Origin of the sequence: Amycolatopsis sp. WQ 127309 (assembly GCF_023023025.1) — a bacterium.
GTDB lineage: Bacteria > Actinomycetota > Actinomycetes > Mycobacteriales > Pseudonocardiaceae > Amycolatopsis.
In genome coordinates this window covers 9,834,560-9,852,292 of record NZ_CP095481.1, presented here as the reverse complement: position 1 = coordinate 9,852,292, position 17,733 = coordinate 9,834,560, and the positions used below count along the sequence as shown (strand labels likewise).

At 68.3% G+C, this 17,733-nt stretch carries 14 protein-coding genes; 4 read left to right on the top strand and 10 right to left on the bottom strand.

Going from position 1 to position 17,733, the window contains the following annotated elements; genetic code table 11:
• Nucleotides 1-400 precede the first annotated feature (400 nt).
• Nucleotides 401-2,035 carry an RNaseH domain-containing protein gene (locus MUY22_RS43260; RefSeq protein WP_305879344.1) on the bottom strand — a complete coding sequence of 545 codons (1,635 nt, stop codon included), beginning with the start codon at nucleotides 2,033-2,035 and terminating at the stop codon, nucleotides 401-403.
• 400 nt (nucleotides 2,036-2,435) lie between these two features.
• Here MUY22_RS43260 and MUY22_RS43250 point away from each other — a divergent pair, with 400 nt between their 5' ends.
• Genes MUY22_RS43250 through MUY22_RS43235 form a run of 4 tightly spaced genes read left to right on the top strand, consistent with a single transcriptional unit; the run spans nucleotide 2,436 to nucleotide 10,157 of the window.
• Entirely contained in the window at nucleotides 2,436-4,034 is a 1,599-nt protein-coding gene (locus tag MUY22_RS43250; protein ID WP_247053318.1) for a hypothetical protein, read from the top strand.
• Nucleotides 4,031-4,768, top strand: coding sequence for a hypothetical protein (locus MUY22_RS43245; protein ID WP_247053316.1), 738 nt, complete (start codon nucleotides 4,031-4,033; stop codon nucleotides 4,766-4,768). The genes MUY22_RS43250 and MUY22_RS43245 overlap by 4 nt, the downstream gene beginning before the upstream one ends.
• Nucleotides 4,769-9,118: a hypothetical protein gene (locus MUY22_RS43240; protein ID WP_247053313.1), complete on the top strand. Its 4,350-nt coding sequence runs from the start codon at nucleotides 4,769-4,771 to the stop codon at nucleotides 9,116-9,118.
• On the top strand, nucleotides 9,108-10,157 hold the full coding sequence (locus MUY22_RS43235) for a Wadjet anti-phage system protein JetD domain-containing protein (protein ID WP_247053311.1): 1,050 nt from the start codon (nucleotides 9,108-9,110) through the stop codon (nucleotides 10,155-10,157). Before MUY22_RS43240 ends, MUY22_RS43235 begins: the two co-directional genes overlap by 11 nt.
• A gap of 646 nt (nucleotides 10,158-10,803) precedes the next feature.
• Here MUY22_RS43235 and MUY22_RS43230 read toward each other — a convergent pair.
• The 9 genes from MUY22_RS43230 to MUY22_RS43190 form a co-directional block, all read right to left on the bottom strand.
• Nucleotides 10,804-11,331, bottom strand: a complete 528-nt coding sequence (locus MUY22_RS43230) for a hypothetical protein (RefSeq protein ID WP_247053309.1) — start codon at nucleotides 11,329-11,331, stop codon at nucleotides 10,804-10,806.
• 163 nt (nucleotides 11,332-11,494) lie between these two features.
• The gene (locus MUY22_RS43225) at nucleotides 11,495-11,917 is read right to left on the bottom strand and encodes a hypothetical protein (protein ID WP_247053307.1); all 423 of its coding nucleotides are present in this window, start codon (nucleotides 11,915-11,917) and stop codon (nucleotides 11,495-11,497) included.
• Nucleotides 11,918-12,017: 100 nt separating this feature from the next.
• Complete coding sequence (locus tag MUY22_RS43220; protein ID WP_247053305.1) at nucleotides 12,018-12,533, bottom strand: hypothetical protein; 516 nt, start codon at nucleotides 12,531-12,533, stop codon at nucleotides 12,018-12,020.
• 146 nt (nucleotides 12,534-12,679) lie between these two features.
• Nucleotides 12,680-14,371, bottom strand: a complete 1,692-nt coding sequence (locus MUY22_RS43215; RefSeq protein ID WP_247053303.1) for a helix-turn-helix domain-containing protein — start codon at nucleotides 14,369-14,371, stop codon at nucleotides 12,680-12,682.
• 175 nt (nucleotides 14,372-14,546) lie between these two features.
• Nucleotides 14,547-14,843 (bottom strand): hypothetical protein, encoded by a 297-nt coding sequence (locus MUY22_RS43210; RefSeq protein WP_247053302.1) that lies wholly within the window; start codon nucleotides 14,841-14,843, stop codon nucleotides 14,547-14,549.
• A gap of 200 nt (nucleotides 14,844-15,043) precedes the next feature.
• On the bottom strand, nucleotides 15,044-15,271 hold the full coding sequence (locus MUY22_RS43205; RefSeq protein WP_247053300.1) for a hypothetical protein: 228 nt from the start codon (nucleotides 15,269-15,271) through the stop codon (nucleotides 15,044-15,046).
• On the bottom strand, nucleotides 15,253-15,612 hold the full coding sequence (locus MUY22_RS43200; RefSeq protein ID WP_247053298.1) for an arginase family protein: 360 nt from the start codon (nucleotides 15,610-15,612) through the stop codon (nucleotides 15,253-15,255). The genes MUY22_RS43205 and MUY22_RS43200 overlap by 19 nt, the downstream gene beginning before the upstream one ends.
• Nucleotides 15,613-15,713: 101 nt before the next feature.
• Complete coding sequence (locus MUY22_RS43195; RefSeq protein WP_247053296.1) at nucleotides 15,714-16,907, bottom strand: cytochrome P450; 1,194 nt, start codon at nucleotides 16,905-16,907, stop codon at nucleotides 15,714-15,716.
• Between the two features lie 42 nt (nucleotides 16,908-16,949).
• Nucleotides 16,950-17,711 carry a thioesterase II family protein gene (locus MUY22_RS43190; RefSeq protein WP_247053294.1) on the bottom strand — a complete coding sequence of 254 codons (762 nt, stop codon included), beginning with the start codon at nucleotides 17,709-17,711 and terminating at the stop codon, nucleotides 16,950-16,952.
• Nucleotides 17,712-17,733: the final 22 nt, after the last annotated feature.

Genomic DNA, 17,733 nt, shown 5'->3' with positions numbered 1-17,733 from the left:
GGCACGCCGGACATCGTTGTACTCGAAAGCTGTCACGCTGATTTCGGTGCTGCTCACGAGATCCGACTTTGGGAGAGTGAGTGAAGCATTGAAGCTGGCGGGCCGTGGCGTACCCGTCGACCGCCAACCCGCGCGCGGACACCTGCCGCGTCTGCAGTCGGCGGTTGCGCTGTGAGGTCCAACGGGGTGCCGCGTCTTCGAAGCCCTGAGTTTACTTAGCTACTGAACCTCTTGGAGGCTAAGGGTTGTCGCTGCCGAGCAAGATCGTCCTCGGACACCCTGTGGACTCAAGTCCCCGGTGACACATCGCGGTCGGCTGGGCGTTGCGCGCGTCGAAAGAATCCTCGTCGGAGGAGAGCACAACTCGCGCTGCTTGCTATTAGTTACTCGCCGACGAAGCTTAATCGCTAGGCCATCGCGTCGGTAATTCTTCGCCCTGCGTTTCGTCGGTCCAGTCGACGGTCCGCCGGTACTCGGGGTGGTTGCGATCCATCAACGCCGCCAGGTGAACCGGCGCCGGATAGCTGGTTCGCTCGTCCCAGGACACCGCGTGGTCACACAACCGCGCCGCTGCGACGGCGTAGCGTTGCGGGTCCGAGCCCGATCCGACGACCACGATCTCGGTACTGGTAAGGGCGTACCACGCGTGCTTGCTCGTTTCCGCTTCCGTGGACCAGCGCCCGCTGTCGAGGCCCGCTCGGCTGTGCCGTCCGCTGCCGGCGAACTGGCGAGGGACGTTGGCCAAGATCCACGTGTTCGCGGAAACTGAATCTTCGAGCTGGTACAGCGACCGCGTCGTCTTCACTATGCGCGGGTCTTTCCCCGCCACCGCGGCGGGTTTGCGCACCTCGACCGGGCGTGGCAGGTCGCGCGTCCCCGACGTGACGCGGACGACGGCTCGCGGGCGGTGCCCGAGCGCAGGGTCCCAGCCGGGCAAGGCCGGCCGGCCGCCGATCCGGCCCGCGGCGTCCGGTTCGACATCGAGGTTCTTGTTCGCCAGCAACGGCCACAACGAGCGCGAGCTGTCGCCGGAGACCATCACCACGTAGCCCGCACCTGTGGCCACGTGCGGGCGCAGCTGACCGAGTGCGGTGTCGATCGCCGCGACGAGGCCTTCGTCCTGCCGCTTGCCGTCAGGCAGCGGGTGGGCGCGGAACGCCGTGTTCGCGATGAAGTAGTCCTGCCACCCGGTTCCTCTGCCGGTCTTCGGGTGCGGTGAGAACTGATAAGCGAGAGTCCGCCAATGCTCGCCGTCGGGAATCATGGCGACGAGCGACCAGCTGAGCTTCGGTGCGCCCTTGGTCCAGGCCGCCCCGCGCTGTGCTCGCACGTGCAGGCCGACGTAGGTGACCGGATCAGCCGCCCCGAGGCTGCCCGAGGCCAGCGCAGTGGTCAATCTCGGGTGGACCAGACCAGCAGCTCGCAGCAGGTCGGCCAATGCGTTGTTGCCAGCGTGATCTTTCGCCGGATCCTCCGCGGCCTCGGCCGTCACGAGGAACTGGGCCAAGACACTGCGCTCGGCGAGCATCCGGCTGACCACGGGCTTCGCGTCCTCGTCGAGCGGCCGGCCGTCGAACTCGGTTTCACACAGCGCCAGGACTCGGGTCCCGTCCGGAGCGACGACGTGCGGAACCTGATTGAGCGCCGCGTCGCGCTCGCGGTGTCCGCTGCCGTGGGCCAGCAGCGAGGCCGCATGGTGGAACATGACTTCGACGTGTGCTCCGGCTTGGACCACCGTGTCCTCCGGGACGCCCTCCGAGAGGTATGGCCGGGCGAAGTGGTGGGCCAGCAGCCGCCGCAGCCGGGCGCGGGTGCGCTGGGTGTGGTATAGCGCCAGGACGCGCAGCCGCTCGCCGCCGGAGGCCTTGATGATCGCGGGCAGTCCGCTCTCGTCGAGCAGATCGGCGTCCAGACCTGCGGTGACGACCCGTTTGGCTTGCGCGGAAAACCAGTGGCCTCGCACTTCGCGGGCGGTTACGTTCGGCACCCCGAACGCTTCCGCGGCGTAGCGGCCCAGTTCGCGCACGGTGTACATGCCCACGCCGCGACCGATCGGGAATTGGACCGATTTCGGCACCAGAGCCCGCAGCCGTCCCGGGGTGCCGGCGAGATCGAGGTCGCCGGGCTCGAGCAGGTTCTCGCCGCGGAGACGATGGGCTGATCTGCACCCGAATGGCCGCATTGCAGCTCGTATCTCTCGTGTTGCATTGTAAGTGGCCGGTAACTACAGGCTGGCTTTATGACACGCACGGGCGCGGCGACAGCGGTTGACGCTGACTGCGCCGCTGAAGGCGATGCCGGGCTGGCCGAGCGTGCATGACCTGGCCGGAGGCGAAGAAGTCGCCGGTTCTCAAGATCCGCACGATGAGCGGCCACTTTAACGCGAAGGCCACGATGCGAAGTCGACATCGAGCAGGGCCTGCTCGCGCATTCAGGTGAAGATCGCGTTCCAGCGTAATGCGTGGTTTCGCCTTCCGACTACACCGCGAGAGGTCGGGGAGGGCCTGGAGGTGCCGATGACAGGGGCAGCCGGTGATCGTGCCGGCGGCGAGCTGCACGCGCGATGGCAGGCGCTGCAGCTGCTGCAACCGGTCTTCGAACTGGTGAACCGTGCGGCTCCGCGTGCCGGATTCGACCACCGGCGGTACGACCTGCCCCAGCTCGCCCTGCGGCTGATCGACTTTGTCGTGCTGAACCAGGCCAGTATGGAGGGGTCGGTCAGCCCGGCCGCGATCGTCGACCACCTGATGCTCGCCGCGCGCCGGATGAGCCCGGACGATGACAGCCGGCCGTGGGCGAAGGTGGCCAAAGTCGTCCTCAACACGCTGCTCAATGACGGGCGTCCGCACGAGGTGCTCTGGCGTGAACCGGCGGCCGACGGCGAACAGTGGAGTGAGGCCGTTGCGTACCGGTTTCAGCTCTTGACCCTCACCGAGGAGGTAGAGGGGATCGCGATCAAGGCGACCGACCCCGCGATCCTCGTGTTCCTGCAGGCCCTCAACACGAATCTGGCCGATCAGGCGCTCGCGCTCAAGATCATGGTCGAGATCCAGATGAACTCCGGCGAGTTCGACAAGGCGCTCGCGACCGCCAAGCAGGCGACGCGGACTGCCCAGGGGCTCTCGGCCAGCCTGCGGGAGAAGCTGGATGACACGCGCCGTGACATCCGCAGCGTCGACTGGGCCGGTGAGATGCCCGGCTGGCTCGAAAACGTCCTGGAAAAGATCGGGCAGCAACTCGACAAGGACCGGCAGCTCCGCGATCTCGCCCGACGATCGGGTGAGGATCCAGGAGCCGCCGGGGTCTGCCGCCTGATCGAGGAGACCGTCGCCCGCGGGCAGGACGTATGGGTGCGGTTGGAGCTCTACCTCCAGCAGGCCATCCCGGTGTTCTTGGCGGCCCAGGAGGTGCAGCGCTTCCAGCCCCGGGGGCTCGCCGCCGCGATTGACCTGGGCGAGCAGGTGCTGGTGCCGAGCCTGGTCGCCGACGATCCCGAGTTCGAGGTGGTCGCCGGGATCCTGATCGCCGGGGTATCGCCGCCGCGCGTCACGCCGCAGTGGGGCCTCGACGACCTGCTCAAGCAGCTTCTCCGGGAGCCCACCGCACGGGAGATGCGCGCTCCCGATGTCGATGACCTGGGCGAGCTCGGGGAGGAACTCCACGATTCGGTGCCGGACGACATCGCTGCCTGTGCCGCCGATATCCTCTCCGCGGCCGCGCACGCGCCGGCGCGCTTGTCTGACCTGCTGGCCGCGGGGCGGGAAGCCGCCGATCGGGTCGCAGAGCCTGTCCGCCTCCTCGACGTGCTGTGGGGCGCGGCCTTCTACGTGTTCGTGAACACCTCGGAACTTACAGGCGACGAGCTGCCGGCGCGGCCGGACCTGGCCGCCGCAGTCGCGGCGCTGGCCGCGGTCGACGACGACACCACACTCGTGGATCCGCGGTTCTCCGGACCCGATCTGCTGCTGGCCACACCCGCGGCACTCGACCGGATCGACGCGGTGAGCGCGGGTGACCTGATGGGAGCGGAATGAACCTGACCGATGTGGGTGACGCTGCTTCCCTCGTGCGATTCGCGCTCGTGCCGAAACACCGTCCGACACCGGACAGTCCGTACCGGGCGTTGCTCGACCGGTACCGGACGGACACGGAGTTCGCGGAGGTTGTCGGCCGGATCGCTGACGGCCTGGGGATCCGCGTCCACCTGCCGACCCAGCTGGGCCTGCTGGTCACGGGAGCATCGGACGGTCCGTTCGCGGTCACGCTGGACAACAGCGGCCTGCCGCGGCGGACCGGGCCGAAGCAGCTGCAGGACCGGCACTGCTTCGGCCTGGTTCTGGTCGGACTGGCCGCCTACGCCTATCCGAACGGAGAAGCGTTGCTCGACTCGGGCAGTCCCGGCGTGCGGACCGCCGAACTGCAACGCTTCCTCACTCGCCATGCGAGAACCGCCGCCGATGCGGCCGACGACGCCGAGGAGACGCGGAGCCGCCAGCTCGGTGAGGCGGCGAAGATATGGCTCGACCTACCTGAGGTCCCGCTGAACGACAGCGGCCGCAGCCGAGACAACCGCCGCTACTACGTCCACGCGCTCTTGCAGTACCTCGTCGACAAGGGCCGTGCCCGGCGCGAGCCGGCACTCGACGACGAGCGCGGTGAGGCCTACCAGCTCAACGACCGGTTTCGGATCGGCTTGGCCGAGGTGACTGAGGACGCCGTATACGCCGTGTTCGCCCAAGCGCGGCAGACGGAAGAGGAGCGTGACTAGATGTACCGCCTTCGCCGGTTCTACCTGGACTCGATCGGCGTGCCCGACAACCGGTTCTCGGATCTGCTCGTCGACCTGACCGATGCCGACGGCGCGCCCGCGGACAGCATCGTGTGGCTGCGTAACGGCGCCGGCAAGACGACTATGTTGTCCCTGTTGCTGGCGCTGATCCTGCCCGACCGCCGTGACTTCCTCGCCACCCGGACGAAGAAGCGGACGCTTGAAGACCTGGTTCAAAGCCACGACACCGCGCACGTCGTCGCCGAGTGGACCGATCCCGAAGGCCGCGTCCTGCTGACCGGGGCGATCTACGAATGGGACGGACGGCAGCGGCCACGCGACTACAACGCCGCGGGCAAGGAGAACCTGAAACGGACCTGGTGGTGCGTACACCCCGAGCCGGCGGTCGAGGGCTCGGCCCTCGACGACCTGCCGTTCACCTTCCGGACCTCCGGTCGCTGCGACCGGGACGGTTTCCGCAGACACCTCAACGAGCTGGCGGCGCGTGGAGTGAACGTCGTGGTCGCCGGTTCGACGATCGCGGAATGGCACCAAGCGCTGCGCGAGCGGCGTTTCGACCCGGATCTGTTCCGCTACTTCACCGAGGTCAACGCCACCGAAGGCGGCATCGAGGCGTTGTTCGACGGAATCGACTCGCCGGGTGCATTCGTCCGCTACCTGCTGAAGTTCGTCAGTGACCGCAACCGGACCATGCCCGTGCGCGACCTGCTTTCCGAAACGCAGAAAGAAATCGCGAAGCAGCCCGGCTACGAGGCCGAGCGGGAGTTCTGCGCGGAAGCACAGCCGAAGGTGGTCACTCTGGGCGAGGCTCACCGCAAGGTGGTCGCAGCGACGACGGCCCGCGACGAGGAGCGAGCCCGTGTCGCGGGCTTCAAAAAGGCGTTGCTGGACAAGGCTGAAACCGCGACCACGCTTCATCGCCTGGAGAGTGAACGGCAGGCGCACCTGGACGAACGGTTCAAGGAGAAGCGCGCAGAAGCCGACGCGGCGCGCCGTCAACGCGACGAGTACCTGCGGCTTGCCGCCGTGTTCCGGGTCCGGACTGCACGGGAGGATGTCCGCGACGTGACCGAGCGAGCCGAAGCACTCGCCCTCGACACGGCCGCGTGGGAGGCGGTCGGGGACCGAGCCGCTTTGGACGAAGCGATCGCGGCGCTGTCCGTTCGCCAGCGGGCCCTTGCCGCCGCTGCGGACGAGGCTCAGCCGTTGGTCGAGCTGGTCGAAGCGGCGCAAGCGGAGTGGGCAGGCGCGCTCGAGGCAGTGGCTGAAGGCGCGCGGCTCCGGCTCGACTCGCTCACGTCGGCGGTGACGGCCGCACAGCGGGAGAAGGAAGCGGCCGAGCGTGCCCGCCGGACGGCTCACGAGCAGTATGTCGGACTGGCATCCGAACTCCGGGAGCTGACCGAGCGGGTCAATCGCTTCCAGACGACCCGGGCCGCTGCCGTCGAGAGCGGGACACTGGAGCCGTCCGAACGGCTGGAAGCCTCGGTTGAGAGGTATCGCCACCGGCTGCGTGAGTGCACGGCGGAACTGGAACGACTGGCAGGCGAACGCGGGTCGTTGGAGAGCGGTCTTGTTTCGGCTGACGCCGGCTGCGAGTCGGCCAGGCGGGAACGTGAGCGGTCCGGCCTGGTCCGCGATCGGTTGCAGACCGAGCTGGCGGAACTGGAGAGCCGTGCGGCGCGGCTCGGCGACGATGCCCGGCTGCGCCAGCTGTTGCAGGCGGATTCGGTCGATCTGACCGAATCGGCGTCCGACGCGATCGCGCTGCTCACCGGCTCGGGCGCCGGGCTCGAGGCCGAGATCCTTGGCGTCCGAGCCGGACTGGTCCAGGACGAGAACGCGGTGGAAGGCCTGCGGGCGCAGGGGTTCCTGCCACCTCGGCCCGCGGTCGGCGCGGTGCTGTCCGAGCTGCGCGCGGCCGGTGTCACCGCGTTCTCCGGGTGGAGCTACCTCGCGAGCCACGTGCCCGCCGAGGATCAGCGGACGAAAATCGCCGAGCTGCCCGAGGTCGTGGAAGGGGTCGTCGTCTACGGCGATCCCGCCGAGGCAGCCGAGCGGATCGAAACGGTACCGGACGACGCTGTCGTGGTCGCTTCGGTGCGCGTCTTCCAAGAGGCACTGACGCCGCGAGTCGTGCTCGGTCCGGCGGCGGCGCGCTACGACGTGGATGCCGCGGCCGAGGAACTCCGCCGTCGTGCGGATCGGCTGACGGCCGGACAGGACCGGCTCGACCGGCTGATCCGGCAACGCGATGACGAAGCGGCAAAGCTTGCCGGTATCCGGGCGCTGGTGGCGGCCTTCCCGGAGGACGGCGTCACCGGGTTGCGCAGCCGCCGTCGGGTGGCCGAGGCCGCGTGGCGGGATGCCGAGACCGCGGAGTCGGCCGCGATGATCCACCGAGACGACGTGCGCAGCCGACACGCGGAGGTCATCGAGGAACACACCCGCCTGCGCACGGGTCTTCCGGAGCTTCGCATCGCATTGACCCTGGTGGAGGACCTGGCGCTTGAGGAGCAGGAGGTCGTGAATCCGGCCGGCGCGAGGATGGAAGGCATCCCAGGACTGCAGGAGGCCGAAAAAGAGGCGGAAGCGGCCGCGGTCGCGATCTACGAAGCCGCCGACGTCGACATCGAGCGCTTCCGTGACGAGAGCCGCGGACTAGAGGCGAGCAGGCGAACCTGGGCCGCCGTCCGCGCCACGCTGCCGGCGCTCTCGGTTCGCACCGACAAGAGCATGGAGAGCGCCGAGGCGGTGGTGAACGAAAGCAGGGAACTCCTGCGCCGGCAGTTTCCCGAAGCCGAACTTCGCCGCGCCGAGGCGGAAGCCGAGAAGACCGTTCGCGCCGGAGCGCAAAGGTGGGAACGCCACGCCGACCTGGTCAAGGCGCGGGCCGCCGAGCTCCTGGCGACCACGGTCGCCGAAGATCGCGAGCTTCGCCAAGATGCCCTGGATCGGGTGCGTGCGGAGCGCACCGCGACCGAACGCAGGCTCGGCGCGGCCGAAGCGGAGTCTCGAGAGGCCGAGACGGAGTTGCGGACTGCGGCTCCCCGCGGGCGGACCCGCCATACGGAACAGGTGCTGGAACTGGCCGACCGAGGGGATGCCCTCCGGCACGCGGCGGAATCCAACGAGCTCGCGACCGGCCTCCAGCTGACGGCGGGCCTGCTGGAGCGGGAGCGCGACGACGCCGGTCGCGCGGCCGACGACGCGAAGAGCCTGGTCGGCGTCCTCCACGACCAGGCCAACCTGTTCCGGAGCGTCGATCCCGCCGACCTCGCGAGTGGGATCGTCCCGGACCGCGATGACGACATCCGGGCGAAGGCCGAGCGGCTTGTGCAGGAGTTCGAAGCGCAGGAGAGCGAGTACAACGGCCTCCTCACAAGCCGTTCCCAGCAGGCAGAGAACCTCCGGACCTGGGCAGCGGACGACCGGTTCGCCGCGGTGGCCGAGGACGAGAACGGCCAAGCAGTGCGCCGGCTCAGGGACCTGTTCCGCAGCGAGCACCTGTACGAGCGCGTCGCCGCGCGCGCGGCCGAGCTCGCCGACGACCTGGAGACCCGGCAGCGGGCCATCAGCCGGCAGCTGGCCCAGGTCCAAGAGCACAAGCAGAACGTGGTGTCGCGTTTGGGCGATCTCGTGGATGACGCGCTGCGGCTGCTCGGCCGGGCATCGGCCTTGTCCGAGCTGCCGGAGGGCGTGGGCCCGTGGGCGGGTTTCCGGTTCCTGTCCGTCGACGCCAAGCAACGTCCGACGCGGGAGCAGGCGGAGTTGCGCATCGGCGAGCTGGTGGACCGGATGGTGGGCGCGGGCAGGGTGGAGACCGACCCGACCGAACTGCTCTGGCGGGCGACCGAAGCCGCCGTGACCGCGGGGTTCCGGGCATCGGTCCTCAAGCCCGCGCCGGATCAGCCGACCGGGCGGACGGCGGTTGAAGACATGCGCAAGTGGTCCGGCGGGGAAAACCTCACCGCGTCGCTGGTGCTCTTCTGCGTCATGGCCCGGCTGCGCACCGAACAGCGGACCGGCCGGGGCACCAGCTCGGTGGGCGGCTTGGTACCGCTGGACAACCCGCTCGGCAAGGCCAACTACCTGCCGTTTCTCGATTTGCAGCGGCGGGTGGCAAAGGCGAGCGGCGTGCAGCTGGTCTTCCTGACCGGCATCGGTGACCTCGGCGCGGTGACCGCGTTCCCGCGGATCGCTGCGATGCACAAACGGCCCTCGGCAACCCGGCCCGGACGAGCCTACGTTTCGAACGATCTGGACAACTCCGCCGCCGGCACGAGCCAGCTGGTCGATGTCGCCTCGTCGGTGCGTCGTGAGCCCTGAGCCGACGTTGACCGCCTCGATCGCCGAGGCCGTTCGCGAGTACGGTCTCCGGCGCGTGCCACTTGAGGTTGTCCTTTCGGCGGCGGCGAAGGTCGACCACAGCGCGGCGGTCTCGGTGCACTGGCGCCGCCGGGTGCTCACAGCGATCACGTCCCTCGCAGACGAGGGGGTGATCGACCTCCCGAAGACCCGAACCGACCGCCGTGCGGACCCACCGTTGCCCGCATACGTCACCCGGCGGGGAGCGCCGTCGGCGCAGACGGAGACACGAGCGTCGATCGTTTGGCACGCGGACCTCGGCTGGGCGGCGCTCGGCGACGAACGCGGGGAGTGGAGTGCGTCGGAACGGGCGTGCCTCGCGCTCGTGAACGCTTGGCTGCCCCGGCGTCGTGGCGTGGTCGTGCCGATCCGGGAACGGTCGCTCGAGATCACCGGTGACGACAAGGCCCTGGAGAGCTGGCTGTTCGGCTCCCTGTTCCGGCCGGAGCGGCTCTCCCTTGAGCTGCTGGAGTGCGAGCCGTGCTGGCCGCCGGTGCACCGCCAGATCCTCGGCGACAGCGGAACGTGGCTACTCGTCGAGAACTACACGACCTACGTCTCGCTGTCGCGTCGCGCGGCGGAGCTGAGCTTCGACGGCCAAGTCATCTGGGGCTCCGGAAACCAGGTGAGCACCCGGTTGCGAACCCTCGCCGCTAGTGGTGAACGACCGAACTCTTGCCGGTACTTCGGCGACATCGACGCAGGAGGGTTCCGGATCGCCCGATCCGCTTGGCAGTGCGTATCTGACCTCGGATTTGAGGACCTTCGGCCAGCTTATGGACTGTACGGCCTCGCGCTGGAGCACGGCAGGACGACGCCGAGCGGGCGCTCGCCACGGATGAGCGGCGAAACGGTCATTTGGGCCCAGGAGTGGCTGGGTGGCCCGCTGGGAGAGCCGAGCCTGGCGATCGCCCGGTCCGGTGCTCGGGTGGTCCAGGAGAACGTCGGCGTCGAGGTCTTGGCGGCGACGGGCCTCGCCGACTGGTTCGGTGACCGGTGACGTGGTGATTTCACCCCTGGTTGCTACGCGGCGGCTTGCGTGAGGTGCGGCCCGGTGTTCGCCACTGTGCGTACAGGGTCGACGTCGCCAGTGAGCCGTGCTCAGGCCAAACCCAGGGTGACGGGATCCATGACTAGTGGTTGCCGCAAGCGTGCCCGCTGTTACTCCACGGCAAAGGTGCGCTTCCCGGATCGCTGTCGAGCTTGCGGCGATGGCCGGCCAGCTTCGTGAGGACCTGGCCGAGGCCCCGCAGGGAAAGGCGCGGAGCTGCCCTCCATTTTGGGGACAACGCCGCGAACCCGGAGGCGTTGGTCTGCTGGTTGGCGTACGGGGACGCGCCGATCGCCGACAGCACACCGCCGCGGCCCTCCCGGAACGCCGACACCGTCCCGTTTCCGGCGCCCGCGTGGCGTTGCTGACGTAAAGCTGCGACGGCTCGGTCGGCCGGAACCCGGCTCCGATCGGTCCGAGATCCTCGGAACGTGGTGCTGAAAGCAAGACCTCTCGCGACGCACATGAACTCCTCGAGCGAACCACCCTCCAAGACCACGTCTGCGAATCTCAGGGCAACCTCGCGGCGCCTTGACGCGACACAGCAGCTTTCGGGGCAGCCATCCGACCTTCATCGCGGAGTTCGGTCGCGGTATCAGAGGCAGGGGTCCAGGAAGTACGCGGGACCCCAGTCGTCGAGGCGGACCGGGGCGTTGTTGGGGTCGATGGTCCGCATCAGATAACGGTCTTGGTACAAGATCGCCGCATTTTCGCCTACCTGATTGTTCGTGGCTGCACCACGCCCGATGAAGTTGGAGAGGGTGCGTTCGTTGCAGTAGAAGAGTTCGTAAACTGTGTGTTGTCCGTCGCCTTCGCCGTCGGCGATGCACAGGAACCCGCGTGGACAGTTGTTGAGAATCCTGTCCCGTGCCGCAGTGCTTGTATTCGGAAATACGGCTTCCTTCGTTCCGCCGTTCTGGCCGTTGGGCCAAAACGGAGTCAATGAAGGGGACCAAGCCTGTGACGTGCTGCCGCCCGCGCCGGCGCGCTGCTGGTCCGATGATCCGGCTGCCTGTGCTACGGGTGCTATCAGCGTGGACAGTGAAAGCAGGGCGGCGAGCGCGGCTCCGCCCCTTCGTGTCCGGCGCCAGCGAGCACGCAGTTCGTTATCCGTAAAATTCATGGTGACATCCTTATTTGTTTTGCCGAATGGTCAATGTCGTTTTAGTGGCACCTATCCAAATGTGGTATCGCTGGCAATGTCGGCGCACTTGCGGAATTCGGCGACGTTGGGCGCCGCGCGCGTACCCCTCCCCAGGAAGGGGTACGCGCGCGGCGGAGGTGGCTCAGCAGGGTGTGATGTAGTAGATCGGCGTCCAGTAAACCACGTCATTGTGGAAATCGTACGCGACGGATTTCCAGAGCGTTTTCTTGTTCTGATCCTGGAACAATGACACAGTACCTTCTGTCTGGTTGTTCTCCAGTCCGCCGTAGCCGATCCAGTTCTTCAGTGCGTACGTTCCGCAGCGGTAGTACTGCTTGGAGTCGAACCCGTTGTCGTATTTCCAGACGCAGAGCCAACCTTGCGAGCACGGTTTGCGGACCGCGCTCCCCACGGTCATGTACCCGCCTGGGATGCTGATCCTATCGGCGGATATTTGATAGCTGCCGGAGATTTCTGAAAGGTAGCGATCGATGCGGTTCTGCTTCAGGTCGGCCATGCCGGCGCCGGCGGTCTCCGTGGTTCCGACGAGCAACGCGCCGATCATGACTGAAACGGCCGAGAGCGTACGAATTGCGTGTGTATACATTTGTCTCCCTCGGGTCGTGACGGATTCTGCTGGTTCCGGCACTGCTGCAGGCTTCCGGTCAGCAAGGATCCAGGTAATAGATGGGATCCCAGTCGACGCGCACCGGCGTCGGTTTGCTGTTCGCGTCGATGGTTCGCACTTTTGTTCCGTCCTGGTATTTCAGCACGACTTGAGCGTTGTCGATCTGGGTGTTGGTGACGGCGCCGTCGCCGATGAAGTTGGAGAGCGTACGTTGGTCGCACCTCGTGATGAAGAAGACCGTGTGCAGGCCGTTGCCCTCGCCTACGGCAACGCACGCGTCCTGGGGCGGGCAATTGTTGAGCCAGTAGTTGCGCTCCTCGGTACTCATGTCACGGCCGGCGAACTCGGCGGGCGAATAAAAGGGACTCATCGACGGGGTCCAAGCCATCGCGGCGATGCCGGTCGGGCTCGGTTGTCCCTTGTTCGTCAGTGCCGAAGCGCTGCCGTCGGTGAGTGTGGTCGGCTGCGCGGCTTGAGCCGGTGCCGCCGTCACCAGCGACGCGGTCAGAGCGAGCACTACGGCAAGCAGAGAAAGCATCCGCCGTGTCTTCATCTGAATCTCCCCACGTTGTCGAGGTCCTCGCCCCGTGCTTCGACAGCAATGACCAAGCTAGGCATTCGGTGCGCGCCGTGGCGAGTCGCAGTGTGCACAGTGAGCGGGCGCGGCGGTTTCCCGATGACCAGTGGTCGGGGCGGTGGTCACACTGAACCGAGCGCCCGCATGGCCAGCCACAGCTCGTGTTTGGCGCTGGGCGCGTGCAGCAGGGAGCGTCCGAGAGCCTGTTCGACCCTGGCCAGCCGCTTGCGCGTGGCCGGACCGGAGATGCCAAGGGCCGCGGCGGTCGCGGGAAGCCGGGTGTCGGCGCGCAGCCAGGCCCGGACCGTCTCCACGCCGGCAGACGGGCCGCCCCATTCGAGGGGGTGTAGTCGAGACCGGGCCCAGACGCCCGCCCCTGGAGTGGCAAGCAGGGCGTCGAGCGTGACCGTCCGGTCCGCTTCCGGCGGCGGGGAGTGTATGCGGCGAACGGAATGCAGCCGCAGCGCGAGCCAGGCGGCCGACTGGTCGGCGACGTGGGTGAGATCCAGACCGAGCAGCTCGTCGAGGAGCCGTAGGCGGGCGGAGAGGGTGTTGCGGTGGATCTTGAGGTGGCGGCTGGCGCCGTTGTCGAAGGCGAGCCAGGAGTTCAGGGTGGCCAAGAGTTCCTCGGCCCCAGGGTCGGCCCGCCGCGCTGGGGTGTGGGACAGGCAAGGCATCAGGAGCCCGGCCGCCCAGGCAGGTCCGGAGCCGCCGATGAACGGAGTGAGGTCTGTGTGCCGGTCGAACCGGGCGTATCTGCCGGGGACACCGCGGGCCACGGCCAAGGCGTGGAACGCTTGCTCGTAGCCGATCGCGGTCTCGCGCAGCGGCACTTCCGCACTCGCCCCGATTCGGGACTGGGGGACGTTTTCGGCGATCAGCTGGTCCAGGTGCACACGGCGCAGGGAGAGCCCGGCAAGGTTGTCGTCCGGGTCGGGCGGCACGAGCGCGATCAAGTGATTGGGACGGACAGGGCAAGGCACGATCCACGCCCGCCCTCGCGCGAAGCGCTCGATCCGATCCGCGACTTGGTGGCGTTGTCGGGCCGGGCATTCCACGACGTACACGTAGACGAGGTTCGAAAGCTCGGGTCTCAGGGCCGCGGCGATCCGTCGCGCGGCGGCCAGACTGCCGATCATGAGCAGGTGGAGCACGGCCTCGCGGCTGTGCGCTGTCGCCGAGGCCACCCGTCGGAGGGTGCGTTCGGCCTCCTCCAGTCTCCAGCACAGGCCGAGGATGCGGCAGGTGTCGGTGAGCAGCGCACCGTGCCTGCGGTCCTCCCAGCCCGTGACTATCAAGTAGGGGGCTTGGCCCGCCGTCCCGGCTTCCGATTTCGGCGGGTCGGTCACCGTGCCGAGACAGACGAGGTCGATGGTGCCCGCCTCTCCACCGAGCACGGCCGAGGATGTCCCGCGTCGCTGCATGTCGGCTATTGCCGAGGCGACGGCGGTCCGGATCGCCGGACGGGGGCGGGGCCTGCCCGGTGGAGCGGCGATGGCTCTGCCGTCGACACCGAGCAGCGCGACTGTGCCTCCGGTGCGACCGGCGAGCCAATCGAGGATCGCGTCGACCGCTCGAGGCCCGGTGGACAGCCGGCCCAGCGCGACCAAGTTACTGGCGCGGCCGGCCGAGTCGGCACCCGAGGATGCTTCAGTCACCTGGACCTGGCCACCGTCGTCACCCCCTGCGGATTTACGATAGCTGTACCAAGTCTTGACCAGGGGGAATTCCTGGAGCGAAACGGAACATTTATCAAAACGGTGATTGCCGGTTTCCGTGCGCTGGTGCGGATTCGTGACCGAGATCGCGATCATCTGCGGATGGTGGCGTTCTGCGATGTCGTTGCCCTGGAATTCGAGTCCGGTCTCGCTCGCGTCGCGAAGGTGAAGAGTTCTGGCTCGTTCGTTCGGGATCGGGATTCCTTCGGCTGCTCGGCAAGGGACACAGAAGGCGTGTGCGAACTGGGCGGTAGCTCTTGCGCCGGACGTCTCAGGAGCTCGACGTGAAACTCTTCGTGTTCGCCTTGAGCATGAGCCGGTCTTCGGACTTCGTGTACTCGGAGCTGCCGGTGGCGAGCTGGTTGGCGAGCCTCTGCTGCAGGCGGCGGTAGTTGAAGGCGACCGCGATGGCGTCGACGCCCGCCGCTTCGCGCTTGGTTGTGAGCGCCGACGAGACGTTGTCCCAACCGCGCTCCGCGTCCACGACAGCGCGTCGGCGAGCGCGGCGAGTTCCGCGATCCACTCCATGGAGATCGAACTCTGGCTCATCCGGTGTCGTGGTCGACATCCGGCGGATGCTGCTCGGCGCGCACCGGGCGTTCACGGCATCTTCCTACCGTCAAACGGATCCGGCGCCACAACTCTGACGCCCACTCGGAGGTCGATGGTCTCGCTGCTCAGCTTTCGCAGTTTCTGCGTGCGGTCCCGGCGTTGCGAGTGTCGTAGCGGCCGCGTTCGGCTCGCGAGGGCGGGCGCCTGACTGGACGGTCAGCTGCCGGCGGATTCGTGCCATGTCAGGTCGGCGTCGAGTGCTGTGGTGAGGGGGGTGATCGTCTGGCGGCTGGTGTGGTCGTCGACGTGCTCGGGTAGCCAGGCGTAGGCGATGTGGGCGGCGGTGACGTCGGCGAGCACGATGCTGGTGTCGGGGATGGGTCGCAGGCCGAGTGTGTCGTCGAACAGGCCGGGTGTGCGGCCGGTCAGCATGGCCAGTGCCATGCCGCCGACGTAGCCGCTGGTCGAGATGGTGGGGTGTTGAAGTCGCCGTGGGCGTCGAGCCACAGCACGGCCAGGTCGGGGTGGCGGCGCTGCAGCACCGCCACCGATGCGCGGGAGGTGGGGCAATCGCCGGAGAGCACCAGGGGCTCGGCGGCCTGTGTCATCGCGTCGAAGGCGGCCCGGTGTAGCAGGTTCATCCGGGCGGGGACGGGGCCGGCGGGGAGAACCGGGCTGACAACCTCGGTTGCGGTGGCGGGAATCGGAAAGGCGGGGATGTGCTCGTCGAGGTGCCAGGGCGTGACGATCAGGTCCCACGCGCCGTCGGTGCGGTGGTCAGCCACGAGGTGCCTCTTCTTCGTTCCGGTGGGTGAGCAGGTCGAGCAGCCGTCGCAGCTCGGCGGCGCCGGCGTGCAGGTGTGCGATGAGTTCCGCTCTGGGCTGCTCACGGTCGTGGTGAAAGGCGGACTTCCAGGGTGTCGAGGCCGAAGTTGATGATGGACTGGTTGTACCGCGGCGGGGCCTGCAGACCGGGGTGTTCGGCTTGGTGCGCGAGGGTGGTGAACAGGCCGGCCAGTTCGACGCGGGCCAGCGGGGCGCCGATGCAGTAGTGGGGGCCCCAGCCGAAGGCGAGGTGGCGGTTGGGTGATCGCCGCAGGTTCAGCTGGGTCGGTGCGTCGAACTCCGTCTCGTCGCGGTTCGCGGCCGGCGGCCACACCACGACCCGGTCGCCGGAGCGGATTTTCCGGCCCGCCAGCTCGACATCGCGGGTCGCGGTGCGCAGCACGTGCAGGCCCACCGAGGTCCACCGCAGGAGTTCCTCCACGGCGAGCGCGGAGTCGCAGGTCCGCGCGCCCAGCTCTGCCCACGCCTCGGGGTGGTCGATCAGTGCGAGCATCGCCATCGTAGCGGTGTGCCGGACGGTTTGGATCCCGCCCACGAGGATGTTGTCGCAGTTGAGCAGCACCTCCTCCAGCGGGAGCAGGTCGCCGTCGATGCGGTGGGTGGCCAGCGTGCTGATGATGTCCTCGCGCGGGTCGGCGCGTCGCCGCAGGGCCAGCTGGAACAGGTAGGGCAGCAGGTTCTGGTGTGCCGCGCTGCGGGTTGCCGCGGTGTCACCCAGGAACGCCGCGTCGCAGAGACGGACGACGTGGTCGCGGTCGTCTTCGGGCACGCCGATCAGGTCGCACATCACGGTCAGGGGTGTCGTGGTGCTGATGCCGCGGACGAAGTCGGTATCGCCACGGTCCATCGCGGCTCGGACGACACCGGCGGTCAGCTGGTGCACGCGGGGGGTGAGTTCGGCCGCTTTGCTCTTGGTGAAGAACGGCATCACCAGCCGGCGCAGGTCGCGGTGCTTCGGGGGATCGGTGAGCGCCATCATCTTGCCGGCGCCGGCGGGAGTCTTGCCCTTGCCGGCCCCGAGCAGGGATCCCTTCTGCGAGCTGAACGTCGTCGCGTCGTTGAGCACGGCACTCGCGAGCTGGTGCGACAGGACACACCACAGCGGTCCTTCCTCGGCGGACTCGATCAGGTGCACGGGCGCCGCGTGGCGCAGCGCCCGTAGCACCTGGTGGCAGTCCTCGGTGGCCCAGAACGACGGATCTGTGAGGTCGACCGTGGTGGCCACGCTGGTCATGGCTCCTCCTTGAGTGTCATGGGGCTACGGACCGGTGCCGGTTCAGCGCCGCGCGGTGAGCAGTCCGGTCGTGTCGCGGGCGACGGCGCGCACCGCCGCCTCGCCCGATTGCAGGACCAGGTGGCCCGCCGGTAGCTCCGTCGTGGTGACGGGACCGGTGCACAGCTCGCGCCAGGCCTCGGCGTCCTGGCGCGACATCGACGTGTCGCCGGTGCCGCGCACGACGTGCAGCGGGTGTGCGTAGACCGGTTCGGTGCGGTGCCGGTAGGTGTCGAGCAGACCGAGGTCGGAGCGCAGCACGCGGCGGGCGTGCTCCCGCAGCACCGGATGCCGCAGCACCGCCGCCGCGTGGTCGTCGTCGCCGAGGAGGAACTCGATGAGCTCGTCGGCGTCGGCGGCGGTCGTGCCGCCCGGTGTGTCGAGGGTGTGTGGCGCGGCGAACCCGAGCACGGTGCAGGCGAGCGGCGCGGACACCGGTGCCAGGGTGCGGGCGGTCTCGTAGGCGAGCAGCCCGCCGATGCTCTGCCCGAGCACGGCCCACGGCCGGTCGAGCGAGGACGCCACCGCGTGCGTGACCGAGTCCAGGAGTGCGTCGAACGTCGGGGGTGGCGGGTGGTGCGCCCGCCCGGCCCGGCCGGGCATGCGCAGGGCCCAGACCTCGACCTCGCCGGGCAGCTCGTGGGCGAGGCCGGCGAACGCCGGTGCGTCGCCGCCGGCGTGCGGGAAGCAGTAGAGCCGGACAGCGGCGTCCGGTCGGGGTGCGGGCAACCAGAACCAGTCACCCCGGGTGGCCGGGTTCGGCACGGTCTCACTCCTTTGTGGAGGC